The 17,904-nt window shown below is 41.2% G+C and carries 15 protein-coding genes; 3 read left to right on the top strand and 12 right to left on the bottom strand.

Annotated features, from left to right (window positions below):
* Positions 1–63 precede the first annotated feature (63 nt).
* Both L8106_RS14150 and L8106_RS14145 read right to left on the bottom strand, forming a co-directional pair.
* A complete protein-coding gene (locus L8106_RS14150) occupies positions 64–540 on the bottom strand; it encodes a GNAT family N-acetyltransferase (RefSeq protein ID WP_009785010.1) in 477 nt (158 codons plus the stop codon).
* Positions 513–1,136 carry a MarC family protein gene (locus tag L8106_RS14145; protein WP_009785009.1) on the bottom strand — a complete coding sequence of 208 codons (624 nt, stop codon included), beginning with the start codon at positions 1,134–1,136 and terminating at the stop codon, positions 513–515. The genes L8106_RS14150 and L8106_RS14145 overlap by 28 nt, the downstream gene beginning before the upstream one ends.
* Positions 1,137–1,512: 376 nt before the next feature.
* On the opposite strand from L8106_RS14145, the gene L8106_RS14140 reads away from it, so the two are divergent.
* Together L8106_RS14140 and L8106_RS14135 are read left to right on the top strand one after the other, a co-directional pair.
* Positions 1,513–2,211, top strand: a complete 699-nt coding sequence (locus L8106_RS14140; protein ID WP_009785007.1) for a cytochrome b N-terminal domain-containing protein — start codon at positions 1,513–1,515, stop codon at positions 2,209–2,211.
* A gap of 218 nt (positions 2,212–2,429) precedes the next feature.
* Positions 2,430–3,308 carry an alpha/beta fold hydrolase gene (locus tag L8106_RS14135; protein ID WP_009785006.1) on the top strand — a complete coding sequence of 293 codons (879 nt, stop codon included), beginning with the start codon at positions 2,430–2,432 and terminating at the stop codon, positions 3,306–3,308.
* A 163-nt stretch (positions 3,309–3,471) separates the two neighbouring features.
* On the opposite strand, the gene L8106_RS14130 is transcribed toward L8106_RS14135, so the two are convergent.
* From L8106_RS14130 to tnpA, 10 genes are all read right to left on the bottom strand, one after another.
* Positions 3,472–4,680 (bottom strand): RNA-guided endonuclease TnpB family protein, encoded by a 1,209-nt coding sequence (locus L8106_RS14130; protein ID WP_198012945.1) that lies wholly within the window; start codon positions 4,678–4,680, stop codon positions 3,472–3,474.
* Positions 4,681–4,905: 225 nt separating this feature from the next.
* Positions 4,906–7,392 (bottom strand): ATP-dependent Clp protease ATP-binding subunit, encoded by a 2,487-nt coding sequence (locus L8106_RS14125; RefSeq protein WP_009785004.1) that lies wholly within the window; start codon positions 7,390–7,392, stop codon positions 4,906–4,908.
* A gap of 202 nt (positions 7,393–7,594) precedes the next feature.
* Positions 7,595–7,957, bottom strand: a complete 363-nt coding sequence (locus L8106_RS14120; RefSeq protein ID WP_009785003.1) for a DUF1823 family protein — start codon at positions 7,955–7,957, stop codon at positions 7,595–7,597.
* 121 nt (positions 7,958–8,078) lie between these two features.
* Positions 8,079–9,101 carry a type I glyceraldehyde-3-phosphate dehydrogenase gene (gene gap / locus L8106_RS14115; RefSeq protein ID WP_009785002.1) on the bottom strand — a complete coding sequence of 341 codons (1,023 nt, stop codon included), beginning with the start codon at positions 9,099–9,101 and terminating at the stop codon, positions 8,079–8,081.
* A gap of 512 nt (positions 9,102–9,613) precedes the next feature.
* On the bottom strand, positions 9,614–9,985 hold the full coding sequence (locus L8106_RS14110) for a cyclic nucleotide-binding domain-containing protein (protein WP_009785001.1): 372 nt from the start codon (positions 9,983–9,985) through the stop codon (positions 9,614–9,616).
* A 117-nt stretch (positions 9,986–10,102) separates the two neighbouring features.
* Complete coding sequence (locus L8106_RS14105; RefSeq protein ID WP_009785000.1) at positions 10,103–12,661, bottom strand: glycogen/starch/alpha-glucan phosphorylase; 2,559 nt, start codon at positions 12,659–12,661, stop codon at positions 10,103–10,105.
* Between the two features lie 228 nt (positions 12,662–12,889).
* Positions 12,890–14,065: a transaldolase gene (locus L8106_RS14100; protein WP_009784999.1), complete on the bottom strand. Its 1,176-nt coding sequence runs from the start codon at positions 14,063–14,065 to the stop codon at positions 12,890–12,892.
* Positions 14,066–14,373: 308 nt separating this feature from the next.
* A complete protein-coding gene (locus L8106_RS14095; RefSeq protein ID WP_009784998.1) occupies positions 14,374–15,789 on the bottom strand; it encodes a sugar porter family MFS transporter in 1,416 nt (471 codons plus the stop codon).
* 98 nt (positions 15,790–15,887) lie between these two features.
* Complete coding sequence (locus L8106_RS14090) at positions 15,888–16,949, bottom strand: glucokinase (RefSeq protein WP_009784997.1); 1,062 nt, start codon at positions 16,947–16,949, stop codon at positions 15,888–15,890.
* Between the two features lie 207 nt (positions 16,950–17,156).
* Positions 17,157–17,561 carry an IS200/IS605 family transposase gene (gene tnpA / locus L8106_RS14085; protein WP_009782306.1) on the bottom strand — a complete coding sequence of 135 codons (405 nt, stop codon included), beginning with the start codon at positions 17,559–17,561 and terminating at the stop codon, positions 17,157–17,159.
* Between the two features lie 54 nt (positions 17,562–17,615).
* Here tnpA and L8106_RS14080 point away from each other — a divergent pair.
* Positions 17,616–17,904, top strand: a 289-nt coding sequence (locus tag L8106_RS14080) for a helix-turn-helix domain-containing protein (RefSeq protein WP_009784996.1), incomplete at its 3' end; no start/stop codon positions are given.

Below are 17,904 nucleotides of genomic sequence, written 5' to 3'. Positions count from 1 at the left end.
GAGATCAATAGGATGTGAGGTTATTAAAAACAGTGATTGTCTTTATCTAGATTACCTTAAAAGCTAAATTTCGGGTACAACTTTTAAGCTAAAACTCCAACCATGCTGTTGAAAACCAAGGGATTCATAGAAGGCATGGGCGCGATCACGACTAAGATTAGAAGAAAGCGTTACTTTGTAACATCCGGCTTCTGCACTCAATTTTAAGGCAGTGCGAATCATCGTTTTACCGATACCTTGACTACGATAAGCTGAAGCCACGCTAACGGCATCTAAGACTGCAAACTGATGAAAACCTGGGTGCATCATGGTCGGAACATACAATAAACTAAATGTCCCTACTGCTTTTTTGTCTAACCAAACCAAATAAATTTTATAGTTAGGAATTTGATTGATTTGGTTAAAGATTTCCTCTATTTTACCATCGGCAAGCCAGGGTAGATCATCCATTTGGGCGTAAAGATCATTGAGTTGCGGTAAATCTTGGTGAGTTGCAACTGTAATTTCTAGGTTTAAGTGTTCAGATCGAGTTGAAACCATTCTTCAATCCCTCTCATAATCATATCAATCGCAAATGTTCCAATGATTAACGCAGAAGTTCGGCCAGCAATATCAATATAACGTTCAACAATTGCTTCATTGTGGCTACGAACATAATCATGAAGCCATTTCATTAGAATAATTGAAATCACTGTTATAAACAGCGCCATAATAATTGATAAAGCTGAAAATAAAGGAGATAAACGACTTCCCGCAATCACACTTGCACTCACCGTTCCCGGCCCAATCATATAAGGCATTGCAATGGTAATTGCTATACCTCGGGGCTGTCCGCGTAGTTGTCCAAGAGCTTCACTTCCTCCAAAGAAAAACCGTAAACCAATAACTAAAAAGATGATTCCTCCAAAGATGAGAAAAGATTCAAACCGAACTTGTAAAATTTTTGTGAAAACCGTTTCTCCTGTCCAAGCAAAAGTGATAAAAACAATAGCACTAATTAGCGTTCCTCTCAACAGATAAATGGAAAAGGTTCTTAAATCAAACTTTTGAATCAAATCCATTAAATAGATACTCATCAAAAAGGGGTTGAGTAAAACTAACAAAAGCGCACTTGAATTAACAATATCGTCGATCATTTGTTTCAATACTCCAGTTGATTAACTTTGGATCTATATACACATCTGCGATCGCCATTTTTTTGCTCTGATTGATTTTAATCGCAATTTATCTATTGTTTCATAAACAAGTGATTTTTATCATGATCTCAATCTTTTTTGTGTTAGCCGATCTCATCAGTCAAGAGGATGCGCTGCTTTTTTCTGAAAGTTATGTTAAGATTTATGTAGATTACTCAAATCAGTCATTTCTGATTTTTTAAAATTTTTCGAGTGCTGGATGCTGAATACAGCTTTATATAAGGGTTTCAGAGAATAAACTCCACAGATAGGCAGATTCAGTCCAAAAATCTACTGTCATCATTTTTGACATTTATTTACACAACATCACAAAATCATGCAAAAAATTAATCCCTTGTTTGTACTCAGGCGAACTTCAACTGTAGTCGCGGTATCAATTTTAACTTTAACGCTGGTTTCCGCCCTGACGGGATTACTGATCGCCATCAACTATCAACCCATTGCAGGTGGGGCTTATCACTCTCTAGAACAAATCACCCAACAGGTAGAATTTGGCTGGTTAGTGCAAGGTTTACACAAGTATGCAGGAAACTTTGTAATTGCGTTAGGCTTAGTTCAATTAGTTCTAATGTTTTTAGGACGACAATTTCGCAGCAGTTGGCTAATAGCTTGGATTAGTGGTATCTTTCTAATATTAGCCTCCATTGGTTTAGACTGGACAGCAATGGCTTTAAGTTGGACTCAAGAAGGTTTTTGGCGACTCAAAATTGAGTTAGGAACCATTGAAGCCATTCCCTTTATCGGTTCAACCCTGCGAGAAATTGTTACAGGTGGCGGTGGAATTAATACCTCAACATTGTTGCGACTTTACACCCTCCATAGTTATATTTTATCGCTGGGGGCAATGGGTTTAGCCATCGCACATTTAGTCGGAATATTATTCCAAGATCGACAAGAACAACAAACCAAAGAAGAACAACGTAAGCGCCTCGTCGAAGACAGTTTAAACCGTTTAATCGAAGAAAAAGATCGTTCAGATGCAGCGACTCAAAAAGAATCTGCTTCTCAAACTTAAAATCAGACTAAAGTTAGATTCAGATTCGATCAAAATCAAAGATAATATCTATCAGTCTATCCGGGATTAAAACCCCGATCTCAATGTTGAAGTCCTTTCAATGACAAGACTGATGACTGAAAACTCTCTAATCAGTGGTTAAGCTAATTTTAGTTTGATCGCTGATATTTAATTTTAGACTCAGATCACAACCTGTTCAACAATTTTAGGAGGTCAATATGTCTGTATTAGAAGGAACTTGGACAAGTAAATATATTACTACAAATGGCGTCAAACTGCATTATGTGACCCAAGGCGAAGGGCCATTAATGCTAATGTTACATGGGTTTCCTGAGTTTTGGTACTCTTGGCGTTATCAAATTCCTGAATTTGCCCAAGATTATCAAGTCGTTGCGTTAGATTTACGGGGTTACAACGAGAGTGATAAACCCAGAGAATTATCCGCTTATAATATGAGGGAATTAATCCAAGATATTCGCGGAGTGATTACAGGTTTAGGATATAACCATTGTATCTTAGTCGGTCACGACTGGGGCGGTGCAATTGCCTGGAATTTTTCCTATACTTACCCGGAAATGGTCGAGAAATTAATAGTCATGAATATTCCGCATCCAGCAAAGTTTGCGGATGGTTTATGGACAATTGATCAACTCCAAAAAAGTTGGTATGTGTTTTTATTTCAACTCCCTGTTTTACCCGAGATATTGTTACAATCAGATGATTATCGGGCAATTTCATCTGCTTTTATTAACATGGCAATTGACAAAAGTGCCTTCACAACGACTGACTTAGAAGTATACAAAGATGCTGCGGCAAAACGAGGTGCATTAACAGCCATGGTCAACTATTATCGTAATGTTTTTCCCGCTTTTTTCACTCCTCAAGATCGACCTGAATGGGGTTTATTAACGGTTCCAACGTTAATGATCTGGGGAGAAAATGATGCAGCTTTAGGCAAAGAATTAACCTACGGAACCGAAGAATATGTACAGAATTTCAAAGTTCGTTATATCCCCAATTGTAGCCATTGGGTACAACAAGAAAAACCCGAGTTAGTGAATGAATATATGCGAGAATATTTAAACGACAATACTTAAAGTCAGGTCAAATTATAATGGATAAAAATAAAGTCAAGTTTGAGGAGGTGATCAAATAAGTCTTTATCCTTTTTGTTTCACATAGTGACATACTCCCACACTGTAATCTTTGATTACAGTGTAGGCTTCTCAATCTCGCGACTGAGCATTCCTGGATAAGCACTTATCTATGAGCGATCATCCCACCCGACAGTACGCCATTACCAGGCAGTTTCCGTTCCCCAAAGTCCTTGGGTACTAATTCCAATCCTCGCAATCTCACCATTTGAGCCGCTGCATGATCTCTATGAGTTTTGTAGTTGCATTCCGGACAAATATGCTCTCTTTCTTTGAGAGGTTTCTTCACGGTTGCACCACACTCCGGGCAGGTTTGACTGGTTCCGCGAGGGTCTACTTTTTGGAAGTAACAACCCCGCTTCCAACAAACCCACTTGAGCAAGTCGAGGAACTGACCGAAAGAAGCATCAACACACTCTTTGCGGAGCATTCCTCGATTCAGCCCTGTTGTGTTGAGATCTTCTGCAAAAATAGTTTCGGCTTGGTCACATAAAATATGTGCGGTTTTCAAATGAAAGTCTTTACGAGTATTGGCAATTTTATGATGCAATCTTGCCACTTTTATCTGTGCCTTTTCCCAGTTTTTAGAACCCTTATGTTTTCTAGAAGCTCTCCGTTGCAGCAATTTAAGCTTGCCTTTGAAGCCTTTTAAAAACTTCGGACGTTCCACCGTGAAATTATCTGACGTTGTGACAAATTTTTCCAGTCCCAAATCGATTCCAATCGCACGTCCAATCGGAGGATTTTCGGGAATTTCCACATCAAGCGCGATAGTAATCACTACATACCACTGAGTATGTCTTGCTCTCGACAAAACCCTGACTTGTTTAATCGTGAATTCATCAGGAATTGGTCGGTGCAGATTGATTTTTACCTCGCCAATTTTAGGAAGTTTGATGCGCCCGCTATTCAAAGGATTCTCTTTGAATTGAGGATACAAAAACGACTGGAATTGTCCAAACTTCTTGAAACGAGGAAACCCAAAGCCTCTAGAGCGAAACGCATCCCATGTGTCGTGCAACCTTCTAATGGTTGTTTGCAACACTTGAGAGTGTACCTCTTTCAGTTTTGGGTTTATCTTTTTGGCTTTAGGTAGGTTGTTTTGCTGAAGATGATAACTAGGGAATGGAGTGTCAGCAGGAATAATATACTCTTTCGATAACGAACATCTATCCACGTCACATTTCCGACTCGCAATCCAGTCTTTCAACTCCCGCAAAGCGTAGTTGTAGACTCCCCGACAAGTTTCTAACCAGTCAATCATAGACGATTGCTGGTCGGTACTTGGGTAAATTCGGTATCGATAGTTCATCATCAGCATACACAACAGTCTACCATAGCTGAGTAGAATTGGTAAATGTATTTTTGAATCCCCTGATGGGGTGAAAAAATACTTGGGGGATGTCCATGTATCCCGACGCTAATTCGGAGAATTTAGCGTGGGACTTATCGCCTCCCCCAATCCCCCACCATCAATTAAACCCAAAAAAAAGCGACACCTCTATAGATGTCGCCTAGAACTTAATTAAACAATGACGAATTAACGATGAGTGGTCACCGCATATTCAGGTGCATCTTCCGGTTGACGTTCACCGAGAGAGACTTTCACCTTCCCTTCCTCATCCATGTCAACTAACGCATGATTTCCTTCTGTCAATAAACCAGATAACATTGCTTCGGCTAAGGCATCTTCTAACAGACTCATCACCGCACGACGCATCGGTCTAGCCCCGTAATTTCGGTCATAACCCACTTCAATCAGATGTTCCTTAAACTTGTCGCTAACTTCAATCGTCATGCCTTTTTCACGCAGACGTCTGAAGACTTCTTGCAACATAAGATCGGCAATGTGACGAACTTCTTCTCGTTCTAACTGACGGAAGACAATAATCTCATCCAAACGGTTGAGGAATTCTGGGCGGAAAAATTGCTTCAATTCTTCATTCACCAAGTTGCGAATGCGAGTGTATTGTAAATCTTCTCCCGGTTCGCCCAACTCAAAGCCCAGTCCACCGCCACCTTTTTCAATCACCTTCGACCCAATATTAGAGGTCATAATTAACAAGGTATTCTTAAAGCTAACAGTACGTCCTTTGGCATCGGTTAACCGTCCGTCTTCGAGAATTTGCAGCAACATATTAAACACATCGGGGTGTGCTTTTTCGATTTCGTCAAACAATACCACCGTGTAAGGACGACGCCGCACCGCTTCAGTCAGTTGTCCACCTTCATCAAACCCGACATATCCAGGCGGTGAACCAATCAACTTAGACACCGTATGACGTTCCATAAACTCCGACATATCCAAGCGAATCATCGCTTCTTCTGAACCAAAGAAATAGGCTGCTAACGCTTTGGTTAACTCCGTCTTACCCACCCCAGTCGGGCCTGAGAAGATAAAACTCGCGATCGGACGGTTGGGGTTCTTCAAGCCGACCCGCGCCCGTCGAATAGCCCGAGAAACCGCACTCACGGCTTCATCTTGACCGATGAGACGTTGATGGAGAGTCTCTTCCATATGCAGCAATTTCTGAGACTCAGACTCAGTAAGTTTACTCACCGGAATACTCGTCCACGCGGCTAACACTTCCGCAATATCTTCCTCACCCACCATCAGTTGCAGGGGTGCTTTGCTGGTTTCTTTGCCTGTTGTAACCGCTTCGATTTTCTCTTTGAGTTCGATTTCGCGATCGCGTAACTCTCCGGCTTTCTCAAAATCTTGCTTTTTAACCGTTTCTTCTTTTTCGCGGATAATATCAGACAATTCCCGCTTCAGTTCTTGAGTTTCCGGTGAGGGTTTAGAATTCATCACCCGCACGCGAGAACCCGCTTCATCGATTAAATCAATAGCTTTATCGGGTAAAAAGCGATCGCTAATGTAACGATCAGATAAAGTTGCTGCGGCGTATACCGCTTGATCGGTAATAGTGAGTCTGTGGTGTTGTTCATAAGCTGAACGCAACCCGAATAGAATTTCAACCGTATCTTCAACACTCGGTTCACCGACCATTACAGGTTGAAAGCGTCGTTCTAAAGCCGCATCTCGTTCGATATGCTTGCGATATTCATCGAGGGTTGTCGCGCCCAAACACTGCAATTCTCCTCGGGCAAGGGCAGGTTTCAGCATATTCGCGGCGTCCATGCTGCCTTCAATTGCCCCGGCACCGACAATCGTGTGAATTTCGTCAATCACCAGGATAATATTTCCGCAAGAGCGAATTTCTTCAACGATCTTTTTGAGTCGTTCTTCAAATTCTCCTCTAAAACGAGTTCCGGCAACTAACGACCCCATATCCAAGCTAAACACTTGCTTATCGGCTAAGAGTTCAGGAATATCTTCTTGAACGATACGTTGGGCTAGCCCTTCGGCAATAGCCGTTTTCCCAACTCCCGGTTCACCGACTAATACGGGGTTATTTTTAGTCCGACGCCCGAGAATTTGGATCACCCGTTCAATTTCCCGTTCCCGCCCGACAACCGGATCAAGTTTACCTTCTGCGGCTAATTTACTTAAATTGGTCCCAAATTCATCAAGGGTAACAGTCCGTTTGTTTCCGGAAGCCCGCCCTCCGGCTGAAACAGTTGACCCCGCATCCTCTCCCAAAGCTCTGATAATATCAGTGCGAAGTTTGGCTCTCTCAATGCTAAAATTTTCTAGAACTTTTGCGGCAACACCTTCTTCATCCTGCAATAATCCCAGTAAGATGTGTTCTGGGCCGATGTAGTTGTTTCCCAATTGGCGAGCTTCTTGCAGGGAACCTTCAAAGACCCGTTTGGCTCGGGGTGTGAAGGGAATTTCTGCGGGAATAAAGCCCGAACCCCGTCCAATAATCGATTCAACTTCTCGTCTGCCGTCTTCGAGGGTAACTCCTCTATCCGACAACAGTTTAGCTGCGACACTGGTTCCTTCTCCCAGAATCCCTAACAGCAGTTGTTCCGTACCGACAAAGTTATGTCCTAAGCGACGAGCCTCCTCTTGAGACAGCATCACAACTTTAATGGCTTTATCTGAAAAGTATTCAAACATGATGTTTCGGTTCCACCTATAGAGCTTATGGCCTCTCCTATACGGAGTTGCTAGATCAGAGAGGGTTTTTTATCTGACCGTTGTAAATTTTTGTGTACTTGTTTGTTACTATCACTGTACCGTTATTTTAAACTACGATACAGTGAGGAGAGCCGTAATCTACCGAACGGTCAAGATTTACTGACAATGACCCGTGACCAGTTTAGCTTTGTTTCATTTTGGCAAGTAACCAGTTGGCTGCGGTTGCACGACGGGCCTGAGCCGGAGTAAATTCACCCACTTTGTATCCGGTAAACCCTAACTGTTCTTTGAGTAACTGCTTATATTCTTTGGGGATAGACCGAGTTAATTTCACCGTTGCAGGGCGACTGTCAATAAAGTCTGGAGGTTCGGGATACTCCTCTTGCCAAGCGGGTTCAACATTGGTACAATCCCAACTTTGGTATTCTGAGTTGTAGCGATAACCGAGATGATACCAAAGCAATTGATTAACGGTGGCATCATTGAGATCTTCGTTAAGGATTGCCCAAATGGTATCAGTATTCAATGGCGGAAGTTCGGACATAGAGTTCAATCGTAATTTTAAGAGCAATTGTTAGGGTGCAATTTAACCCTTCAAAAGTTAGTTAATAAAGTCAAATTTTTAAACAGATAGGGCGAGCATTGCCCACCCTCACTCACCGAGTTTACAATAACCCGTCTTTCTTCGCGATCAATAACATCAAATCAACCACACGACAGGAATATCCCCACTCGTTATCATACCAAGAAACGACTTTAAAGAAGTTAGAATTCAACTCCATTCCCGCATCCGCATCAAAAATACTGGAGTGAGAATCCGTAATAAAATCAGTTGAAACAACCGGATCTTCAGTATAACCTAAAACGCCTTTCATCGCCCCTTCCGATGCCGCTTTCATCGCTGCACAAATCTCTTTGTAACTGGTCGATTTCTCCGTTTTAAAGGTTAAGTCAACAACAGAAACATTAGGAGTCGGTACCCGAAACGCCATCCCCGTTAATTTTCCTTTGAGTTCAGGTAAAACCAATGTGACCGCTTTTGCAGCCCCAGTAGAAGCCGGAATAATATTTTGGGCGGCACCGCGTCCTCCGCGAAAATCTTTTTTACTCGGGCCATCAACCGTCGGTTGCGTCGCCGTCATCGAGTGAACCGTTGTCATCAACCCTTCTGCTAAACCAAAGTTATCTTGAATGACTTTGGCAATCGGGGCTAAACAGTTCGTGGTACAACTGGCATTAGAAACAATTAAATGGTCTTGGGGATTAAATTCTTCGTGGTTGACCCCCATCAACAACGTTTTTACTTTGTCAGGGTCTTTGGTCGGGGCGGAAATAATCACCCGTTTGGCACCGGCGGTCAGATGATTGGAAGCGCCATCGTAAGTAGTAAATAGCCCTGTTGACTCAACTACATAATCTACTCCCATCTCCTTCCAAGGCAATTCTGCGGGATTTCTGACCGAAGTACAACGAATTGAGTGTCCATCAACGATGATGTGATCATCCTTTGCTTCAACTTGGCTTTCAAGCTTACCGTGAGTCGAATCATACTTGAATAAATAAGCTAAGTTTTCAGCAGGTACGAGGTCATTAATCGCAACAAACTCAATCTCAGGATTTTTAATCGCCGAACGCATTACTAAACGTCCAATGCGACCAAATCCATTAATTGCGACTTTTATAGCCATAATTGAAAACTCCTCGTTGTCAATGCTGGGTTTTTACAACTTTAAGCGCATTTTAAGCGCATTTTTCGGGATAACTGTAACATAATTAAAACAGTTTCCAGATGTTCTTCGTAATCTTTTAATATGGCAGGGAAATGAGTTGTCACCCTCTAAAAGTACAAGCGTTCTCTCCTATTATACTCAACAACTTACAGTTTTATTTTAAATAAAAGTTTTTATCATATTTTTAGGTATTTGTCAAAGGAAAGTTCTGTATTTTTGCGTCAGATTGTCGTTAAGAAACAATACAAAATATACAAAATATAAAGTTTATAGAATAAAATAGCAGAAAAGATTGAATAACTTGCGTAAAAATCTCCACAAAAATCAACTCAACTCAAAAGGAAAAATTTGTTCTGAGTCTGATTTGACTGGAGTTTAGATTAACTAACCTCAAAGGGCTTGTACTTTGAAATCAACTTAGTTTTCAATTTTTATGCGTCTAAACTCCAGTTTTCAATCAATTCAATGTCTCAAATCAAATTCCTTAAAGAAGTCAATCGATCTGAATAACTTCTCATCACTTCTAAAGCAAACATCGGGGTTTGTTGCACTGCAAACATAAACCGTTCTTTATCTAAAATTGCTAAGACACAATCCGTTTTCGCCGTAGCCGTTGAACGTCGAGTATGATCCGGGCTAACAATTGCCCCCTCTCCAAACACATCTCCAGCTTTGAGAGTTTCAGCTTGTTTTCCATCAATGATAAACTGCACTTCCCCTTCAATAATACCGTACATTACATTACCGGGTTCACCTTGTTTAAAGATCACCTCTCCGGCTGAAACTGTGTGGGGTTCACAGTTCTTATTGAAAATCATCACCGTTTGTAAAGGTTCTAGCATCAGTTTAAAGTCCTAAAATTTTTGCAATTTTTGTGATTAAATCTTGTCAGAATAAGGCAGTCAAGCCACTCAGATAATAACTTTAAATCAGCCTTCAACTGTGAGCTTAACCCCGACTTAAGAGTTCGTCGTCAACAATTGATTGGGATCAACTTTGAAACTCGCTTTAGCTTGAACATAGTCCTCAAGTTTCACAGGAACCGCTTGAACATTCCAAATATCTTGACAATATTCTCGAATGGCGCGATCGCTGGAAAACTTACCCATACGAGCAGTATTGAGAATCGATATCCTTGTCCAGTTGTCCCAATCCCGATAAGCTTCACTGACCTGATCTTGACAGTCAATATAAGACTGATAATCGGCCAGCAACATATATTCATCGTGGTATAATAGTGAGTCTACCAGAGGTTTGAACAGGTTGGAATCTTCGGGAGAAAAATAACCGGATGAAATTTGATCAATAACTTCTCGCAACGCCTGATTAGAACGATAAAGCTCCCAAGGATTATACCCGTGAGACTTCATTTGATCGACTTCATCCGTTGTCAAACCAAATAAGAAAAAGTTGTCCTCCCCAACTTCTTGACGAATTTCGACATTCGCCCCATCAAGGGTTCCAATCGTTAAAGCTCCGTTCAGAGAAAACTTCATATTTCCGGTACCAGAAGCTTCTTTCCCTGCGGTTGAAATTTGTTCAGATAAATCCGACGCCGGATAAACAGGTTGAGAATTGGTGACGTTATAATCGGGGATAAACACCACTTTCAACCGTCCCTGGACATCCGAATCATTATTAACCACTTCCCCAACCGAATTAATCAGTTTAATGATTAATTTTGCCATAAAGTAACTCGGTGCCGCTTTTCCGCCAAAAATAAATGTGCGGGGAACAATGTCTAGATTGGGATTTTTCTTAATGCGGTTATAAAGCGTGATAATGTGGAGAACATTCAAATGTTGACGTTTGTATTCGTGAATCCGCTTCACCTGCACATCAAACATCGAATAGTTGGGATCAACTGTAATTCCACAGCGTTTTTCAATGCGATTCGCTAACCGACTTTTAACCTGCTGCTTCATCTTTCGCCAAGCTTCTCGGAAACTCGGATCATCAGCAAAAGGTTCTAACTTTCGCAGTTCATCTAAATGAGTCATCCAATTATCTCCAATTTTTGAAGTAATTAACTCAGTCAGTTCAGGATTAGATAACACCATCCAGCGACGGGGAGTAACACCATTAGTTTTGTTGCTAAATTTATGGGGAAAAAGTTCATAAAACCCTCGCAATATATTTTTTTTCAGCAACTCTGTATGTAATTGAGCAACCCCATTAATTGCATGAGAACCCACACAGGCTAAATGCGCCATGCGAACGTATTTTTCACCACTATCATCAATTAAAGAAAAGTTAGATAATTTACCGGGATCATTAGGATAGCGAGTGCGAACCTCATCCAAGAATCGACGATTAATTTCGTAGATAATTTCTAAATGACGAGGAAGCAGAGAACCAAATAAACTCAAAGACCATTTTTCTAGAGCTTCTGGTAATAAAGTATGATTAGTATAAGCAAAGGTTTTTTGGGTAATTTCCCAAGCGGTTTCCCATTCACAATCATGCACATCCATCAACAATCGCATTAATTCCGCGACACCAACAGAAGGATGAGTGTCATTGAGTTGGGCGGCAAATTTTTCCCCAAAGTTATCTAAACTATCCTCTTGGAGTAGATGAAGACGAATCATATCCTGTAATGAACAGGAGACAAAAAAGAACTGCTGTTCTAAACGCAGTTGCTTTCCTTGCATCGGTTCATCGTTGGGATAGAGAACTTTAGTAATATTTTCAGAGTAAGTTTTTTGGTTAACAGCACCGTAGTAATCTCCCACATTAAAAGCTTGTAAATTAAAAGATTCTGGGGCTTCTGCTTTCCAGAGACGCAGGGTATTGGCGGTGTTGGTTTGATACCCTAAAATTGGAGTATCGTAGGGAACACCTTTGATAATGCGATCCGGATTCCAACGCACCCGATAACGATTGTTTTCGTCATAGTAAGATTCTGTATAACCGCCTAATCCAACTTCTACTGTGGCTTCAGTCCGAGGAATTTCCCAAGGATTACCATAACGCAACCATTTATCGGTAATTTCAACTTGCCAACCCTCGCAAATTTCCTGATCAAAAATGCCAAATTCATAGCGAATTCCATAACCAATGGCAGGAATATCAAGAGTGGCTAATGAATCCATATAACAAGCAGCTAATCGTCCTAAACCGCCATTTCCTAAACCGGGTTCTTCTTCTTGTTCGATTAAATCATCTAAATTTAATCCACTTTCTTCTACAGCTTGACGAACTTGATCAACAATTCCTAAGTTAATTAAATTTTTACCTAAATGGGGGCCAACGAGATATTCGGCAGAGAAATAACAGACAATTTTAACATCTTGTTTGAGATAGGTTTGTTGGGAGTTTAACCACCGTCGCAATAAGCGATCGCGAATTGTATAGGCTAAAGCCATGTAAAAATCATTTTTGGTGGCAATTTCTGGAAATTTTCCGAGAATATAAAAGAGGTTATCTGAAAAGGCGCGTTTGAGCGTTTCGACATCAACTCCGGTGCGATCATCTTCGATTTGAATTTGGTTTTCGTTGGGTAGATTTTGGTTCATGGTTTATTTTTGCAGTTTTTAGCGGTTAAGATAATTACTCTCAGAGCCTGAATGGATAGATATTTATACACAAACAAAGCGATCGGTTGTTCTCAGGAATTTGATTTTAAAGGGCGCTAACTCTTTATTTACTTCCTGTTCACGAATTACCGATCGCACCTGACAATCAAAACTAAATTTTCCCAGATGAAAAAATCACAATGATTGCTATTTTAATTCAGCAAAATTTTAAGAAGCTAACCGAAAAGCTGCCCCTAAACCTGCTGCCATTTCTGCGGGTGTAATTTGACCATCTTTGTTTTCATCGAGGGCATCAAAAACGGCATCTGTTCCCGCCCATTCTTCCCGAGTGATAAAGCCATCGCCATCGAGATCGTAGATGCGGAAAAGATCTGCCGCCGCCTGAGAAACCGGACTTTCATTTTCCATGCTAGTCAGTCGCTCGGCTAACAGTTCTTCTAAGGCTTCTAAAGCTTTGGAGAACCCTTTAATCCCTTCTTCTAACTTTTCGGCTGCCATGCGATCTTCGCTGTGCATCCGGTCAAAAGTTTCCTTGTCTATCGAGATTTTTTCCATCTCAATGTCGGCGACTTTTTCGGGATCGAGTTTGCGAGGTAGATTAGCCGTTGTTGCATTCAACTCCTCTAAAAATTTAGGAGAAATGGTCAGCAAATCACATCCAGCTAACTCAGTAATTTCGCCCAGACTTCGGAAACTTGCACCCATGACTTCGGTTTCGTAACCGAACTTTTTGTAGTAGTTATAAATGGTCGTGACAGAAACTACACCAGGGTCTTCTGTTGCAGGATAGGATTCTCGTCCGGTTTCTTTTTTGTACCAGTCTAAAATCCGACCGACAAAAGGAGAAATCAGCGTTATTCCCCCTTCGGCACAAGCGATCGCCTGATGAAGACCAAACAAAAGGGTTAAATTGCAGTGAATTCCTTCTTTTTCGAGAACTTCTGCGGCTCTAATTCCTTCCCAAGTCGAAGCGATTTTAATTAAAATGCGATCGCGGGAAATTCCGGCTGCTTCATATTGGGCAATCAGTTCACGGCCTTGAGCGATGGTAGCATCTGTATCGTAGGATAGCCGTGCATCGACTTCGGTTGAGACTCGTCCAGGAATAATCTCTAAAATCTTGAGTCCAAAGGCAACTGCCAATCGCTTAAATGCCAGAGTTGCTACATCTGACGCCGCTGCTTCTGCACCTAGCTCTTGACGTGCCTTTTTGAGTGTATCATCGACAATTTCCTGATATTCACTCATCTGAGCCGCCGCCGTAATCAGAGAAGGGTTTGTGGTCGCATCTCGCGGCTTAAAGACCTCAATCGCCTTAATGTCTCCTGTATCTGCAACAACAACTGTCACTTCACGTAACTGCTCTAGCAATGTTTTCGCCATATTTCGCTCCTGTGAAGTTTATTTCTTCAAAGCACAATCTGATAATACTATCAACCTTTGACAGAGATGGTTAAGAAAACGTTAGGTTCTGAGATTTGAGACGTTTAACCTTGTTTCTTAGCATAAATAGACTGACATTACAGTATCAACTGCTTCTCTCTGTGAAATCAGAGTAACCTTAAATCCAAAAAAATTTATCTCTCTCGATAGATGTTCAGTTTGTCTAATTGTGCTGTGAGAATCCAAACCTCTACTCAATTAACAGTCTATCTCCGATCCAGTTCCCCCCTCAACTCTTTGGAAAGATTTTACATTTGTTCGAGTTCTAATCCTTTTGTTTCTCGAATAAAGAACCAAACAAAAAAGAAAGAAATCGCTGCTGCTGTGGTATACAAACCATAAGCTGTACCTAACCCAAATTGCGCGAGTAAGGGTGGAAATGTTGTCGAAATCATAAAATTAGCCACCCACTGAACTGATGCAGCCACCGCTAAAGCAATTCCCCGAATTTGATTATTAAACATTTCCCCCAACATCACCCAAACAACAGGCCCCCAAGAAAAACCATAACAAAAAACATAGAGATTTGCTGCAATTAATGCCGCAATTCCTGCTAAACCTGTTAACGTCGGTTCACCACTCGCATTAACTGTGGCATTGCTAAATAAAACCGCCATTGTTCCCAGTGTAATCGTCATTCCCACTGAACCCAATAAAAGTAATGGCTTGCGTCCAAACTTATCGATAAAAGCGATCGCCACTAAAGTTGTAATAATATTTGTGACTCCCGTAATCACCGTTATTGAAAGAGAATCCGCTTCTGTAAACCCAACGGATCGCCACAATACACTACTATAATAAAAAATCACATTAATCCCAACAAATTGTTGAAAAACAGATAAACCAATTCCGATCCAAACAATCGAAATTAATCCACCTCCACGACTAATGAGATCAGAAAGTTGAGATTTATGTTCTCGTCGAATCGTGCTGCGAATCTCAGTAATTTTAGCTTGTACATCTCCTCCAATCACCTTTTCCAAAACAGTTGCAGCTTCTGCTTCTTGTCCTTGAGCAACTAAATATCGAGGGGATTCTGGAATTTTTAATGCACCCACACCATACAACACTGCGGGAATAATTTCTGCCCAAAACATCCATCGCCAAGCATCCAGTCCAAACAAAAACGGATTGTCAGCCGAACCGGAGAAACTCACAATCAAAAAGTTAGTTAAAAGTGCCATAAAAATCCCAGTAACAATGGCAAGCTGTTGGAGAGAACCCAAACGTCCTCGTAGATGGGCAGGCGATATTTCTGCAATATAAGCAGGGGCAATCACACTCGCAACACCCACCGCAAACCCCCCTAATAATCGCCAACCAATAAACACCCATAAATTTAACGGTACACCCGAACCAATCGCACTCAAAGTAAACATTAAAGAAGCAACGATCATCGCTTTAGATCGTCCATAGCGATCAGCAATTGATCCGGCCAAAAAAGCCCCCACTGCTGAACCCAGTAAGGCTAAAGAAACAGCTAACCCAATTTGTAAGGAAGTAGCATTAAAAAAGTTTTGTAGCGCAATAACAGCACCATTGATCACCGCCGTATCAAAGCCAAATAAAAAGCCCCCTAAAGCAGCAACCCCGGCAATTAAAATTACAAAGGTTGTACTAGGATTGGAGGTGACAAGATTTTCAGGTTGGGGTTGGGAAGTCATAGATTTAGGTCAGATACATCTGGCCGTTTTGAATTGTAAAAATTGCAGTTAAAGGCAGCCATTAGCCGCCTTAATTAAAAAGTTTTGGAGGTCGAAAATCAGGATAATTGAGCCGCACATAAAGCCGCACCAATTAACCCCACTTTAGGGTTGAGAACAATATAAACCGGGACTTTTTTCATTAACGGACTAATCCGACCTTTAGAAGTAAAAGCTTTCATAAAAATACCTTTCTCCATCAGAGCCAAATTTTTTGCTGCAATTCCTCCAGCAATATAAAGTCCACCGTAGGGTAAGAGTTTTAATGCTAAATTTCCAGCTTCAGTTCCATAAGCATCAACAAATATTTGCATGGTTTGTTCACAGAGATAATCTTCCCCACTGGCTGCGGCTTTAGAAACTTCTGCTCCGAGATCAACAGTTTTCTCTCCTGTACCAATTTCTTGTTTCCACTTCTTAAAAACTTCCGCCATTTGTGGTGTTTCTAAGGAAGAATTGCGATCGCGCATAAACTGATAAATCGCCGCAATTCCCATCCCGGAAATAATGCGTTCGACGGAAACTCGGGGGATATTTTGCAGTTCTCGCACATAGCTTAACAGTTGAAATTCGAGTTCAGAACGTGGGGCAAAATCAACGTGTCCGCCTTCAGTTGAAAAAACAGCATAACCCCCAGTTGTGGGAATCACAAAGCCCTCTCCGAGTCCAGTACCCGCCCCAATCACCCCAATGGGTGCGGTGGCATCGGGTTCGCCTGCTTGTAGGGTGTGTAAGTCTTCTTCAGTTAAACCAACAACTCCATAACCCACTGCGGCAAAATCGTTAATTAGTTTAACTCTAGAGAGATTTAATTCTTGTTCAAGGGTATTGGCATCGAGAAACCAGCTTAAATTGGTGAGTTCGCAGGTATTATTAACAACTGGCCCGGCAATTCCAAAACAAGCTTTTTCGGGGCTGTATTTTTGGCTTAGAATTTTTTCAGCACTGTCCAAAAACTCGATAACGATGGGAATGAGGTCACTATAGGCTTGGGAGGAGTAACTGTCTTCGTATAGGGTTGTGAGTAAAGGCAGGGGTTTTAGAGACTCGCTGGGTTCGGCTTTAACGAGACGTAGAATGGTTTTGGTGCCGCCAATATCTCCGGCTAGCAAAATGGTCATGGTTAAAATACTCCTATTGTCTATAACACGGTTAGTTTATCAAACTGTCTCCGAATTCTAGGCAGATGTGGGGTTTTGGTCTAGTATCTCCGGGTTGAGTTTTAGAAACCCGATTTCTGAGCTAATGGCGACAGCCCCGCGTTCTATCGAAGATGAACGTCGGGAAGGATAGCCCGACAAATTAAGGACTCGATGTCCGAAATTTTGTCAATTAGGAGTTTTTTGATTCTCAACATATTCTTTTAATTGTGAAACAGTTACACCTCCGCAACTAGCAATAAAATATGATTCATTCCATAAAACTGACTTTCTATAAACATCAGCTAATTCTGGAAATTCAGTTCTTAAACGACGACTGGTTATAGATTTTAAGTTACCTACAAACTTAGGTAATTCTAATTGTGGGTAATATTGGAAAAGCAAATGAATGTGGTCTGTTTCCCCATTAACTTCAATCATCTGACAATCCCATTTACGGCGTTCCCATATGATGGTTTGAAGTCGCTCTATTATAGCTCCTGTAAACACTTTACGTCGATACTTAGTTGTCAAAACCAAGTGGGCTTTTAAGTCTGATATTGCTCTCCCGCTAGAGACAAAATCATCTTTCATGTTGTCACCGTGCCTGTTTTATGTTACAGTCATTGTAACAGGTCGAGGTTTACCATGATAATTTCTTACCAATATCGTTTAAAACCTAATTACGAACAACGTTGTCGTCTCAACAGTTGGCTAGAAAAATTAAGGTGTCAGTACAATTATTTGTTAGCTGATAGATTTGATTGGTGGGAAAACAACAGAAATTACGTTAATTCTTGTCCTTTAGTTTGTAGTATTGCTGAACCTAGAGAACAACCAGAATACTATAAACAAAAAAGATCCCTTGTTCAATTAAAACAAGAGCGACCTTGGTATAAAGACATCCATGCTCATGTTTTGCAAGATATGGTCAAAC

It is taken from the genome of Lyngbya sp. PCC 8106, from assembly GCF_000169095.1.
Lineage (GTDB): Bacteria > Cyanobacteriota > Cyanobacteriia > Cyanobacteriales > Microcoleaceae > Capilliphycus.
The sequence above is the reverse complement of the archived record's forward strand: the minus strand, read 5'-3'. Positions and strand labels throughout refer to the sequence as shown.

Coding starts and splice junctions, on each gene's coding strand:
- L8106_RS14150 (WP_009785010.1), bottom strand. CDS start 540: ATGGTTTCAACTCGATCTGAACACTTAAACCTAGAAATTACAGTTGCA.
- L8106_RS14145 (WP_009785009.1), bottom strand. CDS start 1,136: ATGATCGACGATATTGTTAATTCAAGTGCGCTTTTGTTAGTTTTACTC.
- L8106_RS14140 (WP_009785007.1), top strand. CDS start 1,513: ATGCAAAAAATTAATCCCTTGTTTGTACTCAGGCGAACTTCAACTGTA.
- L8106_RS14135 (WP_009785006.1), top strand. CDS start 2,430: ATGTCTGTATTAGAAGGAACTTGGACAAGTAAATATATTACTACAAAT.
- L8106_RS14130 (WP_198012945.1), bottom strand. CDS start 4,680: ATGATGAACTATCGATACCGAATTTACCCAAGTACCGACCAGCAATCG.
- L8106_RS14125 (WP_009785004.1), bottom strand. CDS start 7,392: ATGTTTGAATACTTTTCAGATAAAGCCATTAAAGTTGTGATGCTGTCT.
- L8106_RS14120 (WP_009785003.1), bottom strand. CDS start 7,957: ATGTCCGAACTTCCGCCATTGAATACTGATACCATTTGGGCAATCCTT.
- gap (WP_009785002.1), bottom strand. CDS start 9,101: ATGGCTATAAAAGTCGCAATTAATGGATTTGGTCGCATTGGACGTTTA.
- L8106_RS14110 (WP_009785001.1), bottom strand. CDS start 9,985: ATGCTAGAACCTTTACAAACGGTGATGATTTTCAATAAGAACTGTGAA.
- L8106_RS14105 (WP_009785000.1), bottom strand. CDS start 12,661: ATGAACCAAAATCTACCCAACGAAAACCAAATTCAAATCGAAGATGAT.
- L8106_RS14100 (WP_009784999.1), bottom strand. CDS start 14,065: ATGGCGAAAACATTGCTAGAGCAGTTACGTGAAGTGACAGTTGTTGTT.
- L8106_RS14095 (WP_009784998.1), bottom strand. CDS start 15,789: ATGACTTCCCAACCCCAACCTGAAAATCTTGTCACCTCCAATCCTAGT.
- L8106_RS14090 (WP_009784997.1), bottom strand. CDS start 16,949: ATGACCATTTTGCTAGCCGGAGATATTGGCGGCACCAAAACCATTCTA.
- tnpA (WP_009782306.1), bottom strand. CDS start 17,561: ATGAAAGATGATTTTGTCTCTAGCGGGAGAGCAATATCAGACTTAAAA.